The organism is Micromonospora sp. 4G55, from assembly GCF_016803375.1.
The window spans coordinates 1-19,345 of the sequence record NZ_JAEVHN010000049.1 but is presented as its reverse complement, the minus strand read 5'-3'; the positions used below and the strand labels follow the sequence as shown (position 1 = coordinate 19,345).

Here is a 19,345-nt window from a genome sequence, read left to right as displayed (position 1 = left end):
TGCCGTTGAGTGCAGTTCAAGGCCGTTCAGCCCGCCCGACTGCATGCAGGGCCAGTACAACCACGGCGACGCCTACTACCGCTGCCGCTTCCCCCAGGAGTACGCCCTCGCCAACCAGGTCCCACACCCCAGCAACGTGTACCTGCGCGAGGACGCCCTCACCGACCCGCTCGACACCTGGCTGGCCTCCGCATTCGCGCCCCACCGCATCGAACAAACGATCACCGCGATGGCCGACGCCCAGCCCCTGGATCATTCGCCCGCAACCGGCACAGCAGCCCAGACGATCGTCACCGAGTGCGACGCCAAGCTGGAGCGCTACCGCACCGCCCTCGACGCTGGTGCCGACCCAGCGGTGGTCACCGGCTGGATCGCGCAGACCCAGGCCGAACGCGCCCGTGCGGAAGCAGATCTCCACGCGAACGCAGGCACCACCCCGCGCCGGATGAGCCGAGCAGAAATCACGGCCCTGGTGACCGCACTCGGCGACATCACCACCGTGCTCCGCGACGCCGACCCCGCCGACAAGGCCGAGGTCTACCGGCAACTCGGACTCCGGCTCACCTACCGGCCTGAAACGCAAACGGTGCGCGCTGAAGTGGATCTCAGCGCACACCGTCAGAAGTTCATTTGTGTCCGAGGGGGGATTCGGCCACATGCTCCAAGCACATCCGCTGGGAAGCGGTGTGCATGCGTTGACGCTAGGCCATTGTGGAGTGAACTTGCAACTCCCGAGCTGAGGCATCGGCACGGCTGATCCCCGGCCTTGACATGGGCTGCAGGATGGCTCACGCTACGCTCACTGGCCGCAACGACTCGCCGATGGTCGGGTGCGCCGCGAAGCACCACTCCCCCATGAACGTTGACCCTCGGAGCGTGAGCGCTCCCGTCCAGTGAGCCCGTCGATCCGGGTACGGCCCCGCCGAGAGATCCGGGCCGCCCGCCGACCCCGCGCCCACCGATGTTGGGACATCTGATCGCCGCCCCGTTGTGGCCGATGCACGGTGCAAATCTCGGCACCCTGCTGCGCACCTGCGACGCCGTCGGGGCATGCCTGGCCGTACCTCGCTTCAGCCGGGTCGATGAGGCCGTCGCCCGCGGCAAACGCTACGCCGGCCCAGCTGCGGACACCGAATCGGCGACCCAGCCGGCTGGCTGCGGAGGCAGAAGGACAGCGGGGCGCACATTGTCGGTGTGGAGTTGGCCGACGAGGCGATCCGGCTCGCCGACCTGCCGGCCGCCTCCCGGCGGACCGTCATGGTCCTCGGCCATGAAGCCACCGGGATCCCGCCGGAAGGACTCGACCTGCTCGACACCGCCGTGGAGATCCCCATGCTCGGCACCGGAGACAGCCTTAACGTCGCCGTGGCCGGATCCATTGTGCTGTACAAGCTCGCCGGACTCATTGAAGTCCGCGACGCTGGTAGGCGGGCACGCCGATCCTGGAGGGCGCACAGGAGAATCTGTGCTGCGTGCTCGAGCACAATCTCCCGATGGGCGAGAGGCTGGAGAGAGTCAAGGACGGCTTCCACGACGGCTCGAGGGAGGTGGCGGTGCCGTCGCCGCTATGGTGTCCCCCGTGAGCGGTGGATTTGATCTCCATGCCGAACTTGCTAGGGGCGTGCGGGAGGCCGCTGGGGCGTGGCGATTCCTCCGACTGTTCGCCGCTCGCTACGCGAGTCCGATCATCGCTGGCGACGGCTGCGACGACGAAGAGTTGCGTGCTGCGGAGACCCGGCTGGGTTTCCCGCTGCCGGGATCCCTGCGTGAGGCATATGCGCTGATCGGCAAGCGCTTTGACTTGACCCGAGTTCAGGATCGCCTGCTTGCTCCTCATCAGGTTAGCGTCGATGACGCGGGCCAGGTGCTGGTCTTCCGTCTGGAGAACCAGAACGTTGCGCAGTGGGGCGTTCCGCTGTCGGCGGTGACCGAGCCCGATCCGCCGGTCGTGTTTCGCCTCGATTCGGCCAGGCAGGCCGAGCGCGTCTGGCAGCCCTACCTCGAGCGGGTCTCGTTGGCGTGTGTGGAGATGGTGCTGTCGGAGTGGATGCTGTCGGGCGAGACGTTCGTCGACAACCGTGAACTGGACGATGAGGCCATCGCGTTGCTGGAGAAGCAGTTCCGTCGGCTGCCGCTGCCTGACTACCCGTTCTGGGCGGGGCCCGGCGGCCCGCCGATGAGGTGGTTCGAGGGGCTGGGGGCGGTCCTGCGTGAGGACGCCGGGACGTGGTTGTGGGTGCGCGCGGCGTCGGCGTACGGGATAGCCGCGGTGCGGCGCGCGCTGCCTGGTGAGTGGTTGATGGACGAGGGGTAGCGGCCGACTGCGACACGCGGTGATCATGCGGCGGAAGGTCGGTGTCCGAGGTTCAATACTGCCGATATTCACACCACCGTCATCGCTCTGATGGAGATCGAGGTCTACTTGCCGAAATGGCGAATCTGGTGTGGTGGCTGTGCCGCACACGGCGTAGCCACCACACCGGAGTCCCTGCCTCGCTGAACCTCAGTCTCGCGGTCCCGGGTCGAGCATCCAGTGCTCCGTCGTGGTCCAGCCGAGCAGCCGTCGGCCGGTGCCCGCCCTGCCGTCCGCGTCGAACCTTCCACCGCCGATCACGTGCGCGAGTCCGGTCACGGCCGGCGCTATCCGGGTTCGCACGTGGTCTGGCTGGGTGGCCAGCCGCTGCTCGGCGTAGGCCGGGAAGGCCATCTGCTTTTCCCAGGTGGACAGCGACAGGAAGAACAGCATCTGCCGCCACGCGTAGGCGGTGTTCTTGACGGTGCCCAGCGGCCGGGGGTTGTGGTGGATGCGCGCCGTCAGCCGCAGCGCGGTGTCCATGCACCGCCTCGCGAGGTCCGCCGCGGGCAGGTCGATGCCGAGCTCGGCGATCGTGGCCAGGTTGTGTGTAGTCAGAATCTGCGCCTGTTCGATGATGATCCCGTTGGCCGCGACGTTGAACCACGACCGCCTACCGGAGGCGCCAGCCCGGTCGCGGCACAGCTGATCGAAGGCGTCCGAGGTCCGGGTACGCCGAATCAGCCGCCTGCTGGTGTCGTCGATCGCGGCGATGGCCGGGTAGTCGATGTCGTAGTACTGCGCGTACAGGCTGTCCGCGAGCCGCCGGCCAGCGAGTGTGGCTGCCTGGAGGAACTTCGCCGAGAACGTGCCCATGAAGATGTCGGCCGCGAGTTCCTCGACCCATGGCAGCTGCAGGCTCGCCTGCTTCGACAGCGTCGACAGTTCCCCGACGAGCGGGTTGGGCAGCACCGTGGCCGGGAACCCCCAGACCGCGGCGGAGGCCAGCCGGACCAGGGTGCGACGCGCCTGGTCGCAGGTGTCGCTGGTATCGGTCCGTGCGGACGCGACCGCCTGGACCCAGGGCAGCTCGGCCAGGCGTGCCTGGTGCTCCAGGTTCAGCAGCAACAGGGAGCGGCGATTGCGGAAGGCACGGTACGTGGCGTCCATCAGGATGCGCAGGGCCGGGTCCGGGTACGCCAAAGCCGCAGTCGCCGCCGCCAGCCGCGGGGTAAGCCGCGCCAGCTCCTCCGCCGAGGCGATGACGCCGCGGTCGATCAGCTGCTCCAGGGTTCCGGCGGCGGCGCGCGCGACCACCCGGGCGATCGGGCGGGGCGTCGGCCAGCCCGCCACCACACCCGCAGAGTGGGCCTCGTCAGCGTCGACTGGGCGTAGCACGTGGTCGACGTCGCTGATACCGCTGTCCTGAGGTAGGCCGGCCAGCCGGGCGGCGACCAGCTGCGCGAGCTGATGGTGGCGGGGACGCGCCGCCTCGCGCGCCTGCTGCCGGCGTATGGCGGTGTGCTCGAGGCTGCCCGGGTGTCCGCGCTTGCGCAGCATCGCATCCACCACGCTCTGGACCAGGCCACGCTCGCGCGACGTCAGCTCCGCTCCGGCCACGCGTCGCTCCAGCCCGGTTCGCAGTACGCCGATGCTGCCCTTCGGGTTGCGATGCTTGCTGCAGAGGGTGTGCTCGGCGGCGAGGTGCTGGTAGCGGGCCAGCAGCTGTACGGCTCGCGGCAACCAGCCCTCCGGCGTCACCGCACCGATCCGGCCGCCGTCGCGGGTCTCGCACCACAACGTCAGCAACTCGTCGGCGAACGGATTCCACACCGTCAGCGCCTCACGCATCGTCTCGATCTGCGCATTCGGCTGCCGCTGCTCCAGGGTCCGGCGCGCATCGCCCGCCGTCTGCCGATACACGACGTCCGGGTCGCCGGCGCGCTGAAAGCTCGGAGCCGGGGTGAACCGCAGCCGGTCGGCGAACGGCGCGATCTCCTCCAGAACGCCCAGGGCCGCATCGCGGTCGCCAGAACGCAACAACCACGCCACCACCGGCAGCGCCGCCTCCTCCGCGTACTCCACCCGGTAGCGGCCGCTGTCGAGCAACTCGCCCAGCTCTGCCAAACCCACGTCGGTCAACCAGGACCAAAACAACGCCCGGCGCTCGGCCGGCAGGCCCAGCCGCTGCGCACGGTCGGTCTCGTCCGGGCGCAGCGGACCGCCCGCGGCCGGCTCCCCAGTCGCGAACCCGCCGTGGACCACCTCCGGCGTCACCCACACTGGCAAGCCCTTCACCGGGGTACGCAAACCGATGTCCAGCCGTCCTGCGGCCATCCCGGTCACGACCTGCTGCCAGCGGCGTACCCGCAGCTCCGCCCGCTGGCGGGTGGCCGCGTCCTCGTGCGTCCCGGCTGTCGTCAAAGCGCGCGCCAGCTGGCCCAGGGGGAAGCCCATGCCGACGCGGATGTCGTTGTCGCTCACGCCAGCGTGGCGGGCCCCGCCCCCGCGCCCTCCGGGATTACAGCCCGGTGCTCTCTCTGGCTGAGCTACACGCTGATGCCGCGACACTCTACGCAGGTCACCGCCGCCTACGCAGCCGAGATCCGAAGCAGCGATCACCGACTGCCGCAATCCACCCTTCGCCAATGCTGATGGCGGAGGCGGAAGCTGTCGCCCCCGTCTGCGACGATCCGCTGACGATCGTCACGGAGGTGAGCTGATGGGCGTCGACTACTTCTGGAAACGCGTGCCAGGCGAAACGATCGGCGGCGCTACGCCGAAGGACCTGGCCGACCTCGTGCCCTACTGGTTCGACGACAACTTCGCCAGGCAGCAAGAGGCCCGGCTTCTCGTCGGCGCCGAAGACACCGGAGCGCTCATCGCGGCTCTTCTCGGCATGGGTGCCACCGGCACCGACTGGGAGGCCACAGCCAGGGCGTTCAGCGGCTCGCCAGCGAACTGGGATGACTCCTGGATGGTCGGCACGCTCAACACGGACACGGTCGGTCTGGTGGCCGAGTTCCTGACCGCCGTTCCCGTCGATACGTGGGCCGCCCGGCATCGCACCGACCTCGCCGACTATGCAGGAAAGCTCGGCTACCATCGCCCGTTCGACGACGACTGGGCCGAGCAGGTCGTCAGCGACATCCGCGAGCTCACCGGACTGTTCCAGGCCGCGGCGGCCGCCCGCGAGACCATCATCCTGAAGATCGTGGCGTGACTGCTGCCTCGTGAAGCTGTTGACCAGAGGGTCAGCTGTGACGGCCCACGTTTCTCAGCGACCGGACGGGCTACCCCCCGGGCCCCGTCCTGCCTCTGGTCGGCGTGGAGCTGCCGAAACGTGGTGGCGCTACCCAGCGTTGTCCAGCATCCTGGTCGCCGTGCTCGTCGTGCAACGTGTCCGGGCCCGCTGGGGTGCCCACGCCCGCGGGGCGACGCACGCGGTGCGACGTCGGTCGGTCGCGGAGGCGTATGAACTTCCGCCGCTACCGGCGGGCGAGACGGTCGTCGTGCACGATGTTCTGGCTGACGAGGCTGCCGGCTACCGGCCTGCGTCGTCCGTCGGTTCGGGTGTTCACGCGCTGCAGGCGGTCGGACTGCACGTCGACCTCACCGCAGACCACGCCGTGATTGAACGTCTCCCCGCCGGGGCCGCGTACCCGGCTTGGCGCACGTCCTACCGGCTGTTCACGCTCCAGCCTGGTCAGTACGGCCGCTACCTAGCCAATTTCCGGTTCACCGGACGCACCTGCGCCCCCCGCTGGTACTACGAGGCCTGGACGGTGCGCGTCGCGTTCGCGTCACCGCTGCCGGACCTGTTCCTCAACGCCGTCGCTGATCGTGACGTTGATCAGCGTGTGCATCTATACGGCGTCCTGCCCGCCGTACGGCAAGACAACGGCCAGCATGATGCACTCACATCTGATCATTTGGCCGAACCGCGCAGGTTCTCGCCGACAGGCGCTCCGATGACAAGCCACCCACGAGGGCGCAGGACCGAGCAACCAGCAGGCGCGCTCGCCGAGGAGGAGCGACTGCGGGAGCTGCGCTCCGGCTTGGCGCGTAACCCTGCCCTGCCCGCCTCCCTCGTTGAACAGCTGACTGCGCGAGGCGAAGCCTCGGTGTGGCTTGAACTGGCCGACCGTGACGATCTCAGCGGAGACCAAATCCGCCTCCTGGCTCGCCGCGGCGACGCCCAGGTGGTAATTCGTCTGCTGTCGCGCGGGCTGTTGTCGCCGGACGAGGTCGACCGCCTCGACCCACCCGTCGTGATCGCCAGCTCAGCGAAACCGGCCGAGTCAAAGGCAAGATTGTCCTTACCGTGAACAAGGCCGCCTGACCGCGCCTGCACTGAAACAGGCTGGCCGACGGCGGGGGATCCGATCCCCTGCGCTGTTACTTCTCCCCGACATCTCGGCGGCTCGCTCGGCCCTGAACGCTGTCGAGACTGACCGACAAACGTTGCTGCTTGTCATCGACATAACCATGCGCCACAGTGCCACCCACCTGGGTGAGGCCGAAGTCCCGCTGCAGCTCATCATGGCAACACCCGGCACAAAAGCCCCGCACCGCCATACGCTACGTCAAACCCGGTGCGGAAGCCGTCGCCGAGGTCATCGCCATCCTGGGACCGCCTCCCAGGAAGAACTGGAGATACGCTGCCTCACTCCTGCAGACCAAGAAGACTCCCGTCATCGCACCAATTAGCGGAAACACCGTTCGTGATCCACTCAGTGTGGGTTTGGGCTTATGTGTTCTGACCCCCTTTCCGGGGGCGGAGTCCATCGAGCATGACGGCCAGAAGCTGGCCGTAGTGCTCAGGGGCCCGCTCCGACGCCCAGGCAACCGAGGCGATCAGAGAGAAGAGGGCGGAAGCATTGAGGTCGGGCCGGACTGTCCCTGCTCGCTGAGCTCGGGCCAGTAGCTGCGCCCCACCCGCCTTGATGGCCTGGCAGGTGGCGTGGAGGTCGGATTCGGGGTCGGCGAGGCTGTCGACGAGGGCGTCGACCAGGCCGCGATAGGCCATGGCGTGTTCGACCGCGGCGGCAAGCCAGGTAGTCAGGGCCTCGTCTGCCATAGGAGAGGCGAGCAGCTCATCTGAGTGTGTGCGCAGACCGCGCAGGCTCTCGCCCAGCAATGCCTCCAGCAACGCCTGACGGGTCGGGAAGTGCCGGTAGAGGGTCACGTTGCCGACACCGGCGGTGCGCGCGATGTCGTTCAGGGAGGCGCCGACGCCGTGCTCGGCGAAGGCGGCCCGGGCGGCCTTCAGCAGACGTTCGTAGTTGCGTCGCGCGTCTTTACGCCCTGCGGGACGTGCCTCCGTCGATCGGTCCGCCATGAAACCTCCCCAGGTTTACAAAACGAGGAACGTCCTCGTATCTTAGCCGAACAGGAACCGAGGAACTTCCTCGTTTCGTTCTCTCTTCTGCTGAGGAGTGTCGTGACCGAACAGACCACGCAGGCGGCAGCGGCAGGACCCGGGCCCGCAGACGCCTCCAGTCCCCAGCACCACCCAGGCCTGGTCCTCGCCATCGTGCTGATCTGCCAGACAATGTTCATCCTGGACATCAACGTAGTGAACATCGCTCTTCCACACATCCAGCGCGACCTCGGCTTCTCCGCGACCGGCCTGTCCTGGGTGCTCAACGTCTACATGCTGGCCTTCGGCGGACTGCTGCTGCTCGGTGGACGCGCGGGCGACATCCTCGGCCAGCGGCGGGCCCTCATCGCCGGGGTCGTCGTCTTCACCGTCGCCTCACTGGTCGGAGGGCTGGCCAGCTCGGCCGCGATGCTGCTGGCCGCCCGTGCAGGTCAGGGGATCGGTGGCGCCCTCGCCGCACCGACCGTGCTCGCCCTCATCACCGTCGGTTTCCCCGACCCGGCCCGGCGAGCGCGGGCGCTCGGCGCGTACGCGGCCGTCTCCGGCTCCGGCGCGGCGATCGGCCTCATCATCGGCGGCGTGCTCACCGACTGGATCTCCTGGCGGTGGGTGCTGTTCATCAACGTGCCGATCGGCGTGGTCCTGCTGATCTTGGCCCCGCTGTTCATCGCCGAGACCGATCGCCACCCGGGGCGCTTCGACCTGGCTGGTTCACTGACCTCGACGCTCGGCATGACCGCGCTCGTTTACGGGTTCCTCCGCGCCGCCGAGCAGGGCTTCGGCGACGCCGTCGCCCTCGGCGCGCTCGGCGCGGCCGCCGTCCTGCTTGCGCTGTTCGTGGCCGTCGAATCCCGTGCCCAGCAACCGATCGTCCCGCTGCGGCTGTTCGCCGACCGCAACCGCGCCGGAGGCTACATCGTGCTGCTGTTCGTCCTGGCCGCGGGCAACGGCATGTTCTTCTTCCTCACCCAGTTCCTGCAGCAGGTCCGCGGCTACAGCCCCCTGCAGGCGGGATTCGCCTTCGTGCCGCTGGCCGTCTTGATCCTGGTCTCTTCCGGCGTGGCGGGCCGGCTGCTGCCGCGACTGGGTGCCAAGACGCTGATCGCCACAGGAGCCGCGGCGATCAGCGTGGCCCTGCTGTGGATGGCACAGCTGACGCCCCAGGCCGACTACGCCGTGGCCCTGCTCGGCCCGATGGTGATCGCCGGCCTCGGCATGGGCATCCTGCTAGTGGGCGCCACCACCGTGCTGACCTCCGGCGTCCGAGCCGAGGACACCGGCGCCGCCTCCGGCCTGCTCAACGTCATGCAGCAGATCGGCGGCGCGCTGGGGCTGGCCATTCTCGTCACCGTGTTCGGCGCCGCCACCCGCGCTTCAAGCGGGACCGCCCACCAGGTCCTCACCGAGGGAGTCACCACGGCCTTCACCGTTGGAGCGGCCTTCACCGCCTGCACGATCCTGCTGACCCTGACCATGAAAACCCAGCAACTCCCCGCACTCGAACCCTCAGCCGCGCAGGAGTCCGCCAGATGACGCACAACCTCCCCGCCGACTCAACTCACGATGACGGTGTCTGGGAGCACCACCTGAGTACGAGAGCTGTCCCGTGTCACCGACGGCTGGTCATTGTTACTGAAGTTTGAGTGGTGTGGTGCCGGCCGTCAGGAGTGGCGATGGAGGAACTCACGGTTGGGTGCCGGCAACCTCCACGTCATCGCAAGACAGCAAGACGGCCACTGACTCATCGCGTGATCAATACCTGGCCGACTCTTCAGGAGCAGCAACACGCCGTCGTCGGCCTGAACGAATCCACGCCGACGACGGAGTCGATAGCCCTGCGCCGACCGGGGCACCGAAGACGGTGCCCTGGTCGGCTCGCCGCCCAATCAGGCGCGTTCGACGCAGATCGCGCGCACGCCTGCCGGCCAGTTCAGCGCGTGCCGCCCGGATCCTCGTCGGCCCCGGCCAATTCGGCCGAAGCGTCCGGCATCGCATACGACAGGACCACGTCCCTACCCACCGCGGCGTCCGCTGAGGGCGATCCAGACGCCGAGCGACAGCGCCTTCTTACCGGTCGGGCATGCCGCTGAAGCAGTGTGTGACAGCGCGGAGCCGCCGATGCTCACGGAGCGGTCCACGTACGCCACGTCCACGCCTTTCGCGCACACCGCATACGAGGCCAACGCCCAGAACTCGGCGGGCGCCCCGGTCACGCCGGTGGCCTCGGCCTGGTGCATGTTGCCGAAGTGATTGGCACTGAGCGTGCTGAGCGCCACCGTGCCGACGCCCCTGCCCAGCGCCGCGCCCACGCCGATCAGCTTGCGATCGGACGGGCATTTGGCATTGGCCAGCTTGACGTCGGTCGCGCTGTACGGCGTGCGGACCCCCGGGCTCAGCGGTGTAGGGCGGTCTCCCGGTCCATGTGCGACAGCTTTTCGGGGTTGCGCACGGCGTAGAGCCCGGTGATGAGGCCGTGGTCGATGCGCACCGCCATGACGGTATCGATCTCGCCGTTGAGCTGAAGGATCAGCGCCGGGTAGCCATTGACCTGCGCTGGCCGCAGCGACGCCGTGGCGGGGATCCTGCCCAGCACGTCGGCCACCACGCCTGCCCCCGTGACGGGCGCCAGCGCGGCCTGCGCGATTCCGCCACCGTCCCCCAGAAGGACGACATCCGGCGCGAGGATGTCGAGCAGGAGTTGCAGATCACCCGTCTCGACCGCCCGCTGGAACGCCGCGAGCGCGTCTCGGGTTTCGGCCGGAGGAACAACGCTGCGTGGCCGGCGCGCCGCGACGTGGGCCCGGGCCCGGTGGGCGATCTGACGGACCGCGGCCGGGCTCTTGCCGACGGCTTCGGCAATCTCGTCGTAGGCCAGATCGAACACCTCGCGCAGCACGAACACCGCCCGCTCGGTCGGCGCGAGCGTCTCCAGCACCAGCAGCATCGCCATCGAGACGCTGTCGGCCAACTCGACATCCTCGGCCACATCGGGCGCGGTCAGCAGCGGCTCGGGCAACCAGGGACCGACGTACGACTCCCTGCGCCGCGCGAGTGTACGCAGCCGGCTCAACGCCTGGCGAGCGGTGATCCGGACCAGGAACGCACGCTGATCCCGCACGGTGTCGAGGTCGACGCCCACCCACCGCAACCAGGTCTACTGCAGCACGTCCTCCGCGTCGGCGGCCGAGCCGAGCATCTCGTAGGCAACGGTGAACAGCAGGTTGCGGTGCGCGAGGAACGCCTCGGTGGCCCAGTCCATGCGGCCGCCGCCAGCGAGCGGCTCGGCTGGGTCTGTTGTTCCCTCGCTGCGCTCGCTCATAGCTGACTCCTGCCTGTTCGCTCTCGATCGTGCCACTCACCAGACACCGGTCCCCACCGCTGTGTGACACCCACGATCGGTGGCTCGCGTCACACGACCGCGCTGTCACACGGCCCGGATCGCCGGCATCTCTATGTCCGTAAGCCCGCCGCGCGAACAATCCGCGCGGCACGCAACTTTCCACGAGTGAGGACAAAGTCATGGAACCCCGTATCAACCTGGCGACCAACGAGCTCGGCGCCAAGATCGGCAGGCGGTTCTACAACGTCAGCCTGGCGATCCAGCAGTCGCCGCTGCCCAGGGACACCCAGGAGCTGGTGATGCTGCGCGCCAGCCAGATCAACGGATGCGGTTTCTGCGTCGACTACCACACCAAGGAGGCCGTGCACGCCGGCGAGACGCCGGTGCGCATCAACCTGGTCGCCGCCTGGCGCCATTCCACCGTGTTCACCGAGGCCGAGCGGGCCGCGCTCGCGCTCGCCGAGGAGGGCACCCGGCTCGCCGACGCCCACCACGGCGTGTCCGACGAAACCTGGGCCCAGGTGCGCAAGCACTACGACGACGATCAGATCGCCGCACTGGTCTACCTGGTCGCCATGATCAACGCGGCCAACCGGCTCGGCGTGATCGTGCGCAACCAGGGGGGTTCCTACGAGCCCGGCATGTTCACCAGCATGTCGAGCTGATCAGCAGGCGAATTGCGGCCCGCCCAGGATCACGCGATCCGGGCCGGGTCCGCGCACCTCAAGCAGCAAGAGGCCTCCGCGCGAATCCTGACCGGTTTGGAAATGAACGTTCAACTACCTGTTTCCCCTCCAGGAGCATCAAGCATGTCAACCATTACCACGCTCAACGAGCTGACCGGCGACTACGTCCTCGACACCACCCGTACGCGGATCGGCTTCGTCGCCCGGCACGCGATGGGCACCAAAGTGCGTGGGCAGTTCGAGGAGTTCGAGGGAGGCGCGCACCTGGACGGCGACAACCCGTCGCAGTCCAGCGCTCGGCTTACGATCCAGGCGAAGAGCATCCAGACCCGTAACCGGCAGCGCGACGAGCAGCTACGCAACACGTTCCTGGGCGTGGGCGAACACCCTGCTCTCACCTTTGCCTCAACCAAGGTGCAGCAGAGCGGCACGACCAGCTTCAAGGTCACCGGTGGCCTGACCATCCGCGGCGTGACCAAGTCGGTCACCGTGGACTTCGAGCTGACCGGCGCCGGGACGACCCGTGGGGCGACCTCAGGGTCGACTTCAAGGGAAGCGCCACGATCAACCGCAACGACTGGGGCGTGAACTGGAACCCCGCGACCACGATCATTGTCAGCCCGAAGGTGATGCTGGAGCTCGAGGTCGCCGCGATCCGGCAGTCCTGACGGGTTCAACACCCGGTTGTAGAGCGGGCTCTCATGGCCATGGCGAGAATGCTGCCGGTGTCGCGCGCACACGGCCCGGCAGCCGGTGGTAGCGATCGACAAGGAGGCTGGCATGTCGTACCCGAAGGAGCTCTTCCACGGGGACAAGGGCGAGGTCAGCGGCACGTTGTGGTCAGGCGGCTCCCCGCCTGACCTGGTGATCGGCGGGCGCACGAACGTGCACTACCTGGCCACCGGCGAGTCCACCGGCGGGCAGTACGGGCTCTACCGATGGGACATGGGAAGTAAGCCCGGCGGCGGCCCGGGCGCGCACTTCCACAGGACGATGTCCGAGTCGTTTTTCGTCCTGTCCGGCACGGTCGGGCTCTATGACGGCGAACGCTGGGTCAATGCCGCGCCGGGCGACTTTCTCTTCGTCCCGCCGGGCGGCATCCACGCGTTCAGCAACCCGGAGGGGCCCGGCTCGATGCTGGTCCTGTTCGCCCCCGGGGCCCCGCGCGAGGCCCATTTCGAGGAACTGGCGGAGATCGTAGCGAGTGGGCGGCAACTCAGCGAGGAGGAGTGGGCCGATCTCTACCATCGCCACGACCAGTACGTGGTGTAAGCAGGAGCGGGCTTCATGGGGCCGGTCAGTCAGAGCGGCGCCCACCGAGTCGGCGGTTGGTGAGGCAAGCCCAGCGCATGCACCTCACTGGCCCACCAGCCGGAGCGACGCCTGGGCGAATGCCGCCAAGCACTACGACGAGGAGCAACTCTCTGCGCTGGTGTCACTCATCGCCCTCATCAACGCCGCCAACCGCCTGAACGTCATCGTCCAGCAGCCCGCCGGCGACTACCACTCGGGCCAGTTCGGACGATTCTCCTGTGTGGAAGGAACATCTCATGAGTTCAGCACTTGAAACCCTTCGCCGTGACTTCGGCGGCGACATCATCGAACCGGGCGGAGCGGAATACGAATCGGCTAGTCGCTCGGTATTGGCTTCGGGTAGTCCGGCCTATGTTCTGCGGCCCAAGAGCGTCGGGGACGTGCAAGCAGGTGTCAGATTCGCCGCCGGCGCAGGGCTTGTGCTGTCCGTGCGAGGCGGCGGCCATGGCTTCGCGGGCTTCGGCACCAACGACGACGGCGTCGTGATCGACCTCAGCAAGCTCGCAAACGTAGAGATCATTGACAAGGAACGTCACCTCGCGCGAATCGGCGGCGGCGCCACCTGGGGTCAGGTCGCGGCCGCCCTGGCCCCACATGACCTGGCGATCTCCTCAGGCGATACCAAGAGCGTCGGTGTCGGTGGGCTGACGTTGACCGGTGGCATCGGCTGGAAGGTCAGAAAGTACGGCCTGGCCCTGGACAACGTGGTCGCCGCAGAGGTGGTCACTGCCAACGGAGAGGTCGTGCAGGCGAGCGCCGAGAAAAACCCGGAGCTGTTCTGGGCGATTCGTGGTGGCGGCGGCAACTTCGGGATCGTGACTGCCTTCGAGTTCGTGGCACACCCAACGACAGACGTCTTCTACGGCAAGATCGCCTTCCCGGCATCGGAGGCGACCACCGTGCTCCTGGGCTGGGCGGATTACCTCCGCACCGCCCCCGAAGAGCTCACATCCGTCGCGAACTTCGCCAATCCCTTCGCCGGCGGACCCGAAGCGCCGGTCGAGATCCACGTCGCCTTTGACAGCGATGACCCGGAGCTCGCGGCCCAGGCCATCGACCCGATCCGCCAGCTCGGCACGGCGATCGCCGACGACATCGCGCGGACGCCCTATGCGGACACGCTCGTGGACGGCGCAGCTCCGCCGCCAGGCATTCAGCTCGTAACCCGAAGCGCATTCGTCGACAAGGAATCGGTACCCGAGGTCCTTCAGATCCTTGCCGAGGTCGGGGCATCGGAACGGTCGCCGTTCATCGCCGTTCGCAGCGTAGGCGGTGCAGTATCCCGAGTCCCCGACGACGCCACCGCCTACGCGCATCGCCAGGCGGAGCTGATGTTCGTGACCACCACCGTGGGTCCGAAGCCGGTCGTCGAGGCCGCTCGTCCAGCCCTGGAAGCGATCTGGCGGAGACTCGCACCTCACGTCAACGGCGCCTACGCAAACTTCCTCGCCTCTGCCACCGAGGAGGACGTCGCGGCGATCTATCCAACGGAGACCTACAAGCGGCTCGCGATGGTCAAGCGCCAGTACGACCCCGGCAATCTGTTCGCCCTCAACCACAACGTCCGGCCCAATCTGGGACCGCGCAGTGCTGCGGGGCGTTGACCTGCGGCAATGCGTGGACGGGGCTCGTCGGGCATGCTTGACGCGGGTCTCGACCCGGTTGACCGATACGTTCGGGCAATTTGGCCTGGGCGCAGGCCTGTGAGATACCGCCAACACGGTTTCGCGCCCCGGACCGGCACATATTCTTGACCAGTCCGAGCCGGCCGCATGCGCTTGCCCGAGCGCATGCGGCCGCAGCTCTCGCAGACGCTGATCGGCGAGCTGCTGCGGGCGGGCGCCCGACAGGTGCAGGCTGCCGCCTGCGCACGCTGCCATCGCCTCCGCCGAATGCGCCGCCGGCACCAGGGCCGACTGGTGTGCCGCCCTGCGGCAACGCAGTCAACGTGCGGCGGGAGCCGTGCAGCCGATGCGGGCAGCAACGACGCGTCGCCGGTCACGACCGGACCCGACAACCGCTGTGCGTGCGTTGTGTGAAAGACCAGCGCGGTCGGGATCCGCTCGGCTGGCTGGTCGAGCATCGCCGTCCTCGCGGCCGCCGGCACATGGTCGCCGCGACTGCCTTCACCGGCTGCCGCCCGTCAGTGGATCGCTGAGTCGATGGGCACCGGCTTCATCACCGTCCGCACCATAGCGGTGGCGGTGGTTCTGTGGCGGCTGCTGGCCACCGCCGTGCTCATCCCACGCCTAAGAACTCTTAAGAGCTCGGTAAATAAGGGTTTCAGGTGTGTTGGTGACGGGCGAGGCGGCGGGCCATCACGATGATCATGGCCCATTGGACCATCGCGGCGTGGTGTTCAAGGAGCCGTTCATAGTACGGACGGTGCGCCGGCACCGGTTGATCCACCAGAAGGTACGTTCGACCGCCCATCTGCGGTGTAGGACCACGAAGGTGGTCTGCCCGGCGAGTTTGGCGACGATCCGCACGGTTAGGGCGAGGTGGGTGGCGGCCCAGTCGACGAGCCTGCCGGCGTAGCCGCTGTCGGCCCAGAGCAGGCGGATGCCGGGGAAGCAAGCGTGCAACGCGTGAAGGAGGGGGCGGGCGGCGTCGCGGTCCTGCACGTTGGCGCCGGTGATCAGGATCGCGAGAAGCAGGCCGCAGGTGTCCACGGCGATGTGCCGTTTACGGCCGTTGACCTTCTTCCCCGCGTCGTAGCCGCGGCTGGCCCGCCCGACGGTCTCCGCGCCGCGTACCGACTGGGAGTCGACCAGCGCGGCCGTGGGCTGCCGGTTGCGGTCCTCGACCTGGGCGCGGACCTGTTCTCGCAGGCTGTTGTGCATGTGGTGGAGCGTTCCGTCGGCGGTCCAGGTCTTGAAGTAGTGGTAGACCAGCTTGTGGTGGGGGAAGCCGGCCGGTAGCGCGTCCCACTGGCAGCCGGTGCGGTCGAGGTAGCGAATCGCGTCCACGATGTCGCGGCGGGGGTAGATGATCGGCCGGCCACGTCCGGTGCCGGCCGGGACGTACGGGCCGAGGACGGCCCACTCGGCGTCGCTGGTGTCGGACGGGTAGTGCCGTGGCCGGGCGGTGGACAGGTGAGCATCGAGGGTGACCGGGGTGGTGGATGCGGCGACACCGGCGACAAGGTATACAGACAGGGCTGGGCCTTCGATCGTGCTGGTAAGGCGCTCCACCTTGTCCCGGTCTGGGAAGGCTGGACGGTCTGCGACTGCCCGACGAGGAGATCAGCCAGTCGCACCAGGTGGGAAAGCCACTCGCTTTCCCGAAACGGCGCCTGCCAGCATGTCCGGGTGAATACACCCATGATCACCCTGCGCGCGATGCGTCCAGACGAATACGAGAACTACACGACGCGACGCGACCTGGAGTACGTCCAAGCCCTCGCCGAGACACTGCCAGCCGAAGCCGCGATGGAAAAGGCGCGAGAGGATCGAGCCCGGTTTCTGCCCCAGGGATTGGCGACGGAACGTCATCGTCTCCTGGCAGCTGAGAACACCGCAGGCCAAGTCGTCGGCTACGCGTGGGTCGGGCTGGAGGAGCCACGCACCAAGACGACCGACACAGCGTGGCTCCACGATATCAGCGTGGAAGAGCCCTACCGGCGATCCGGCTATGGGCGAGCCATCCTCTCGGCTGTAGAGGCGGTGGCACGGGAAGCGGGTGCGAGTCGGCTCGGCCTTAACGTTTTCGGCGATAACGCGTCCGCGATCTCTCTGTACCAGACGAGCGGCTACGAGGTCACGGCCCAACAGATGGCGAAACGCCTGTAGTGGATAGGGCGGCCCGCCGCGACAGCGGGACGGTCCGCATCCAGTCCGCAAGAGGTTCACGGACAGTGAGGGAGCGGCGAGAGATGTCGGAAGGCATTTCCGCTGCTAGACCAGCGTGCGCCCAGGTCGGCGGGTCGCCCATCTTGATCTCATCATTCTCTGGTCACCGTGCCATCCACGTGCCAGTAGCCAGTACCCCGGACGGTCACCAGGGGCACGAACGGTCACGCACCTCCCGCCTTGACTTGGCCCACTTGCGACCGGCCCTGACAGCAACCGGTGACAGCAACGTCATTCCGGGGTCTCCTCATCGAGCAGGCCACCGAGCTGATCCAGCGCCGCCCGCTTGTCGTCCAGGCTCACATGCCCGTAGACCGTCATGGTCATCTCCAACGTTCTGTGCCCCACGATGTCCATCACGGTCCGGGGCGGCACACCCAGAGCAAGCAGCACCGAGACGCAGCCATGCCGGAGGTCGTGCAGCCGGATTGGCGGCAGCCCGGCCGCACACTGGTCCTGAACGAGCCGGGTGCAGTTGCGCGGATCCAGCGGCGTGCCGGACCCTGCCCGCCTTGACAGCAGCGGCTGACAGCAGCGGAGCCGGACGAGTCGGAACCAGGGCGCACCGGCGAACGCGTAGAGCGAGAGCTAACAGCCGACGACGGACCGCATTGGACAACCCCGCCGAGGCTACGGATAAGAAGGTTACGAGCGGCCGCCAGGTGAGCAGGGCAACCGCGAAAGGCGGTCAAGCAGGTCCTACAGCCAGCCTGCTGATCTACCGGCCGACGAGCACAGCGCCTACCCGTTGCGAGCGGCACACGTGCGGCAGAATCAGAGGGGATGCAGGTTGCCAGCCTGCCCACGCGGATCGAGCACCGCCTTAGGAAACCGTTGCTCTATTAAGGTTCCCGTCAGGAGGAAATCCCACCAGTCAAGAGCGCGGGTGAGCCCGAAGGGCGAACGCGCCGACCCGGCCCCGGCCTGCTGGCGCTGCAGCCGGCATCGGCCGGGCCGGCTGGGCGCAGCGCCAGCGCACATCAGTCCAGACGGACAGTCGCGAAACCTCACTCAACGCCTGGTCCATCGCCGCACGGAGACGATCAACCACCGACTCAGTCGCCGATGAACCACAAGTAGCGGTGGATCCCGCCACGAACTACATCGCACAGTCGCCGGATCTCTGCTCGGCTCGCTTGATCCAGCACCTCATCAGGAGACAGGCGGTCTAGCTCGCCTAGCAGCAGCGGGACCTGACGCTCGTTGAAGACGGTGTCTGAGTAAGGGTCGATCCCACTGAGCATCGGATACTCCCCAGCAAGACCACTTAGAACTCCTAACTCTTTGAGCGTTGGAGCCGTCTCCAGCAGATGATGGCGCAGGCGAGGGTGAGGAAGGCTTCGTGGATGTCGTCGCGGATCTCCCAGCGGGTGCGTAGCCGGCGGAACCAGTGCAGCAGGGCGATGGTCTGCTCGACTACCCATCGTCGGGTGCCGAGGCCGGAGCCGTGGGCGACGCCGCGTCGGGCGATGACCGGGGTGATGCCCCTGTCGCGGAGCTGGCGGCGGTAGATGTCGTAGTCGTAACCCCGGTCGGCGTGGATCCGCTCGGGTCGCTGCCGGGGTCGACCGCGGATGCCCTTGATCCGGGGAACCTTGTCGATCAGGGGCAGTAGTTGGGTGACGTCGTGGCGGTTGCCGCCGGTCAGGGTCGCGGCGAGGGGGATGCCGCCCGCGTCGGTGATGACGTGGTGTTTCGAGCCTGGTTTGCGGCGGTCGACCGGGCTCGGGGCGGTTTTGGGCCCCCTTTGAGCGCCCGGATGTGGGAGCCGTCGATCACCGCCCGGGACGTGTCCAGTTGACCGGCGGCACGGAGCTTGCCCAGCAGGACCTCGTGCAGTCGTTGCCACACGCCGGCGTCGTTCCAGTCCCGTAGCCGACGCCAGCAGGTCATCCCCGACCCGAGCCCGAGCTCCTGGGGCAGATACTCCCACGGGATCCCCGTGTAGAGCACGAACAAGATCCCGCACAACACCTTGCGGTCATCCAGCGGCTTACGGCCCGGGAACCGGTGCCTGCGCGGCGGACGGGGCGGCAGCAACGGCTCGATCTCGGCCCACAGGTCGTCCGAGACGATCCACGGCGGCTGCTCACCTCGCCTCACGGCCGATCACTGTAGTTGATCGTCCACGAAGGACAGAACTACACGTCCGCGTAGATCATTCTGTTAGGAGTTCTTAAGCGCCCTTGCGGACGATGTCGATGATCCGGGCGCCGAGCGCGGGCGACAGCGGCGCCCTGGTGAACGCGCTCGGCGACATCGCCGTCGTGCTCCGCGACGCCGACCCCGCCGACAAGGCCGAGGTGTACCGGCAACTCGGACTCCGGCTCACCCACCGGCCTGAAACGCAAACGGTGCGCGCTGAAGTGGATCTCAGCGCGCACCGTGGGGCAATGGTTTGTGTCCGAGGGGGGACTTGAACCCCCACGCCCTATACGGGCACTAGCACCTCAAGCTAGCGCGTCTGCCATTCCGCCA

The 19,345-nt window shown here is 67.8% G+C and carries 19 protein-coding genes, 1 tRNA gene and 2 pseudogenes; 13 read left to right on the top strand and 9 right to left on the bottom strand.

Annotated features, from left to right (window positions below; translation table 11 throughout):
• The 3 genes and pseudogenes from JNW89_RS07135 to JNW89_RS07125 form a co-directional block, all read left to right on the top strand.
• Positions 1-757: pseudogene (locus JNW89_RS07135) on the top strand (hypothetical protein); the annotation flags it as partial.
• Positions 758-1,194: 437 nt separating this feature from the next.
• The gene (locus tag JNW89_RS07130) at positions 1,195-1,596 is read left to right on the top strand and encodes a TrmH family RNA methyltransferase (RefSeq protein ID WP_238448242.1); all 402 of its coding nucleotides are present in this window, start codon (positions 1,195-1,197) and stop codon (positions 1,594-1,596) included.
• Positions 1,580-2,314: an SMI1/KNR4 family protein gene (locus JNW89_RS07125; RefSeq protein WP_238448241.1), complete on the top strand. Its 735-nt coding sequence runs from the start codon at positions 1,580-1,582 to the stop codon at positions 2,312-2,314. The genes JNW89_RS07130 and JNW89_RS07125 overlap by 17 nt, the downstream gene beginning before the upstream one ends.
• Before the next feature lie 189 nt (positions 2,315-2,503).
• Here the strand turns inward: JNW89_RS07125 and JNW89_RS07120 are convergent, their stop codons facing one another.
• Complete coding sequence (locus JNW89_RS07120; RefSeq protein ID WP_238448240.1) at positions 2,504-4,639, bottom strand: hypothetical protein; 2,136 nt, start codon at positions 4,637-4,639, stop codon at positions 2,504-2,506.
• 139 nt (positions 4,640-4,778) lie between these two features.
• Positions 4,779-4,852: transfer RNA gene (locus tag JNW89_RS07115), tRNA-Tyr, on the bottom strand.
• A gap of 163 nt (positions 4,853-5,015) precedes the next feature.
• Between JNW89_RS07115 and JNW89_RS07110 the strand changes: the two genes are divergently transcribed.
• Together JNW89_RS07110 and JNW89_RS07105 are read left to right on the top strand one after the other, a co-directional pair.
• A complete protein-coding gene (locus JNW89_RS07110; protein WP_238448239.1) occupies positions 5,016-5,516 on the top strand; it encodes a hypothetical protein in 501 nt (166 codons plus the stop codon).
• A gap of 139 nt (positions 5,517-5,655) precedes the next feature.
• Positions 5,656-6,621: a hypothetical protein gene (locus tag JNW89_RS07105; RefSeq protein WP_238448238.1), complete on the top strand. Its 966-nt coding sequence runs from the start codon at positions 5,656-5,658 to the stop codon at positions 6,619-6,621.
• Between the two features lie 422 nt (positions 6,622-7,043).
• Here JNW89_RS07105 and JNW89_RS07100 read toward each other — a convergent pair whose 3' ends face one another.
• The gene (locus JNW89_RS07100; RefSeq protein ID WP_238448237.1) at positions 7,044-7,634 is read right to left on the bottom strand and encodes a TetR/AcrR family transcriptional regulator; all 591 of its coding nucleotides are present in this window, start codon (positions 7,632-7,634) and stop codon (positions 7,044-7,046) included.
• A gap of 102 nt (positions 7,635-7,736) precedes the next feature.
• Here JNW89_RS07100 and JNW89_RS07095 point away from each other — a divergent pair, with 102 nt between their 5' ends.
• Positions 7,737-9,209 (top strand): MFS transporter, encoded by a 1,473-nt coding sequence (locus tag JNW89_RS07095; protein ID WP_238448236.1) that lies wholly within the window; start codon positions 7,737-7,739, stop codon positions 9,207-9,209.
• Between the two features lie 479 nt (positions 9,210-9,688).
• On the opposite strand, the gene JNW89_RS07090 is transcribed toward JNW89_RS07095, so the two are convergent.
• Together JNW89_RS07090 and JNW89_RS07085 are read right to left on the bottom strand one after the other, a co-directional pair.
• On the bottom strand, positions 9,689-9,985 hold the full coding sequence (locus tag JNW89_RS07090; RefSeq protein WP_238448235.1) for a hypothetical protein: 297 nt from the start codon (positions 9,983-9,985) through the stop codon (positions 9,689-9,691).
• Positions 9,986-10,068: 83 nt separating this feature from the next.
• A pseudogene (locus JNW89_RS07085) lies at positions 10,069-10,935 on the bottom strand (RNA polymerase sigma-70 factor).
• Positions 10,936-11,195: 260 nt separating this feature from the next.
• On the opposite strand from JNW89_RS07085, the gene JNW89_RS07080 reads away from it, so the two are divergent.
• The 5 genes from JNW89_RS07080 (at position 11,196) to JNW89_RS07060 (ending at position 14,620) form a co-directional block, all read left to right on the top strand.
• Positions 11,196-11,681 (top strand): carboxymuconolactone decarboxylase family protein, encoded by a 486-nt coding sequence (locus JNW89_RS07080; protein WP_238448234.1) that lies wholly within the window; start codon positions 11,196-11,198, stop codon positions 11,679-11,681.
• A 144-nt stretch (positions 11,682-11,825) separates the two neighbouring features.
• Complete coding sequence (locus JNW89_RS07075; protein ID WP_238448233.1) at positions 11,826-12,290, top strand: YceI family protein; 465 nt, start codon at positions 11,826-11,828, stop codon at positions 12,288-12,290.
• A gap of 192 nt (positions 12,291-12,482) precedes the next feature.
• Positions 12,483-12,974, top strand: a complete 492-nt coding sequence (locus JNW89_RS07070) for a cupin domain-containing protein (RefSeq protein WP_238448232.1) — start codon at positions 12,483-12,485, stop codon at positions 12,972-12,974.
• Between the two features lie 160 nt (positions 12,975-13,134).
• Positions 13,135-13,269 (top strand): hypothetical protein, encoded by a 135-nt coding sequence (locus JNW89_RS07065; RefSeq protein ID WP_306344819.1) that lies wholly within the window; start codon positions 13,135-13,137, stop codon positions 13,267-13,269.
• Complete coding sequence (locus JNW89_RS07060; protein ID WP_238448231.1) at positions 13,253-14,620, top strand: FAD-binding oxidoreductase; 1,368 nt, start codon at positions 13,253-13,255, stop codon at positions 14,618-14,620. Before JNW89_RS07065 ends, JNW89_RS07060 begins: the two co-directional genes overlap by 17 nt.
• Positions 14,621-15,343: 723 nt before the next feature.
• Here the strand turns inward: JNW89_RS07060 and JNW89_RS07055 are convergent.
• Positions 15,344-16,210 carry an IS5 family transposase gene (locus tag JNW89_RS07055; RefSeq protein ID WP_238448230.1) on the bottom strand — a complete coding sequence of 289 codons (867 nt, stop codon included), beginning with the start codon at positions 16,208-16,210 and terminating at the stop codon, positions 15,344-15,346.
• A gap of 147 nt (positions 16,211-16,357) precedes the next feature.
• Between JNW89_RS07055 and JNW89_RS07050 the strand changes: the two genes are divergently transcribed.
• Positions 16,358-16,807 carry an N-acetyltransferase gene (locus JNW89_RS07050; RefSeq protein ID WP_238448244.1) on the top strand — a complete coding sequence of 150 codons (450 nt, stop codon included), beginning with the start codon at positions 16,358-16,360 and terminating at the stop codon, positions 16,805-16,807.
• Positions 16,808-17,098: 291 nt separating this feature from the next.
• Here JNW89_RS07050 and JNW89_RS07045 read toward each other — a convergent pair whose 3' ends face one another.
• From JNW89_RS07045 to JNW89_RS07035, 3 genes are all read right to left on the bottom strand, one after another.
• Entirely contained in the window at positions 17,099-17,356 is a 258-nt protein-coding gene (locus JNW89_RS07045) for a tyrosine-type recombinase/integrase (protein WP_375155057.1), read from the bottom strand.
• A gap of 566 nt (positions 17,357-17,922) precedes the next feature.
• Positions 17,923-18,111: a hypothetical protein gene (locus JNW89_RS07040; protein WP_238448228.1), complete on the bottom strand. Its 189-nt coding sequence runs from the start codon at positions 18,109-18,111 to the stop codon at positions 17,923-17,925.
• A 32-nt stretch (positions 18,112-18,143) separates the two neighbouring features.
• A protein-coding gene (locus tag JNW89_RS07035; protein WP_238448243.1) for an IS5 family transposase occupies positions 18,144-18,943 on the bottom strand; the annotation gives its coding sequence in 2 pieces (ribosomal slippage) (positions 18,144-18,616 and positions 18,616-18,943; 801 coding nt in all).
• A 119-nt stretch (positions 18,944-19,062) separates the two neighbouring features.
• Between JNW89_RS07035 and JNW89_RS07030 the strand changes: the two genes are divergently transcribed.
• Entirely contained in the window at positions 19,063-19,287 is a 225-nt protein-coding gene (locus JNW89_RS07030) for a hypothetical protein (protein ID WP_238448227.1), read from the top strand.
• Positions 19,288-19,345 lie beyond the last annotated feature (58 nt).

Coding starts and splice junctions, on each gene's coding strand:
- JNW89_RS07070 (WP_238448232.1), top strand. CDS start 12,483: ATGTCGTACCCGAAGGAGCTCTTCCACGGGGACAAGGGCGAGGTCAGC.
- JNW89_RS07040 (WP_238448228.1), bottom strand. CDS start 18,111: ATGCTCAGTGGGATCGACCCTTACTCAGACACCGTCTTCAACGAGCGT.
- JNW89_RS07100 (WP_238448237.1), bottom strand. CDS start 7,634: ATGGCGGACCGATCGACGGAGGCACGTCCCGCAGGGCGTAAAGACGCG.
- JNW89_RS07075 (WP_238448233.1), top strand. CDS start 11,826: ATGTCAACCATTACCACGCTCAACGAGCTGACCGGCGACTACGTCCTC.
- JNW89_RS07110 (WP_238448239.1), top strand. CDS start 5,016: ATGGGCGTCGACTACTTCTGGAAACGCGTGCCAGGCGAAACGATCGGC.
- JNW89_RS07030 (WP_238448227.1), top strand. CDS start 19,063: ATGTCGATGATCCGGGCGCCGAGCGCGGGCGACAGCGGCGCCCTGGTG.
- JNW89_RS07080 (WP_238448234.1), top strand. CDS start 11,196: ATGGAACCCCGTATCAACCTGGCGACCAACGAGCTCGGCGCCAAGATC.
- JNW89_RS07050 (WP_238448244.1), top strand. CDS start 16,358: ATGCGTCCAGACGAATACGAGAACTACACGACGCGACGCGACCTGGAG.
- JNW89_RS07060 (WP_238448231.1), top strand. CDS start 13,253: ATGAGTTCAGCACTTGAAACCCTTCGCCGTGACTTCGGCGGCGACATC.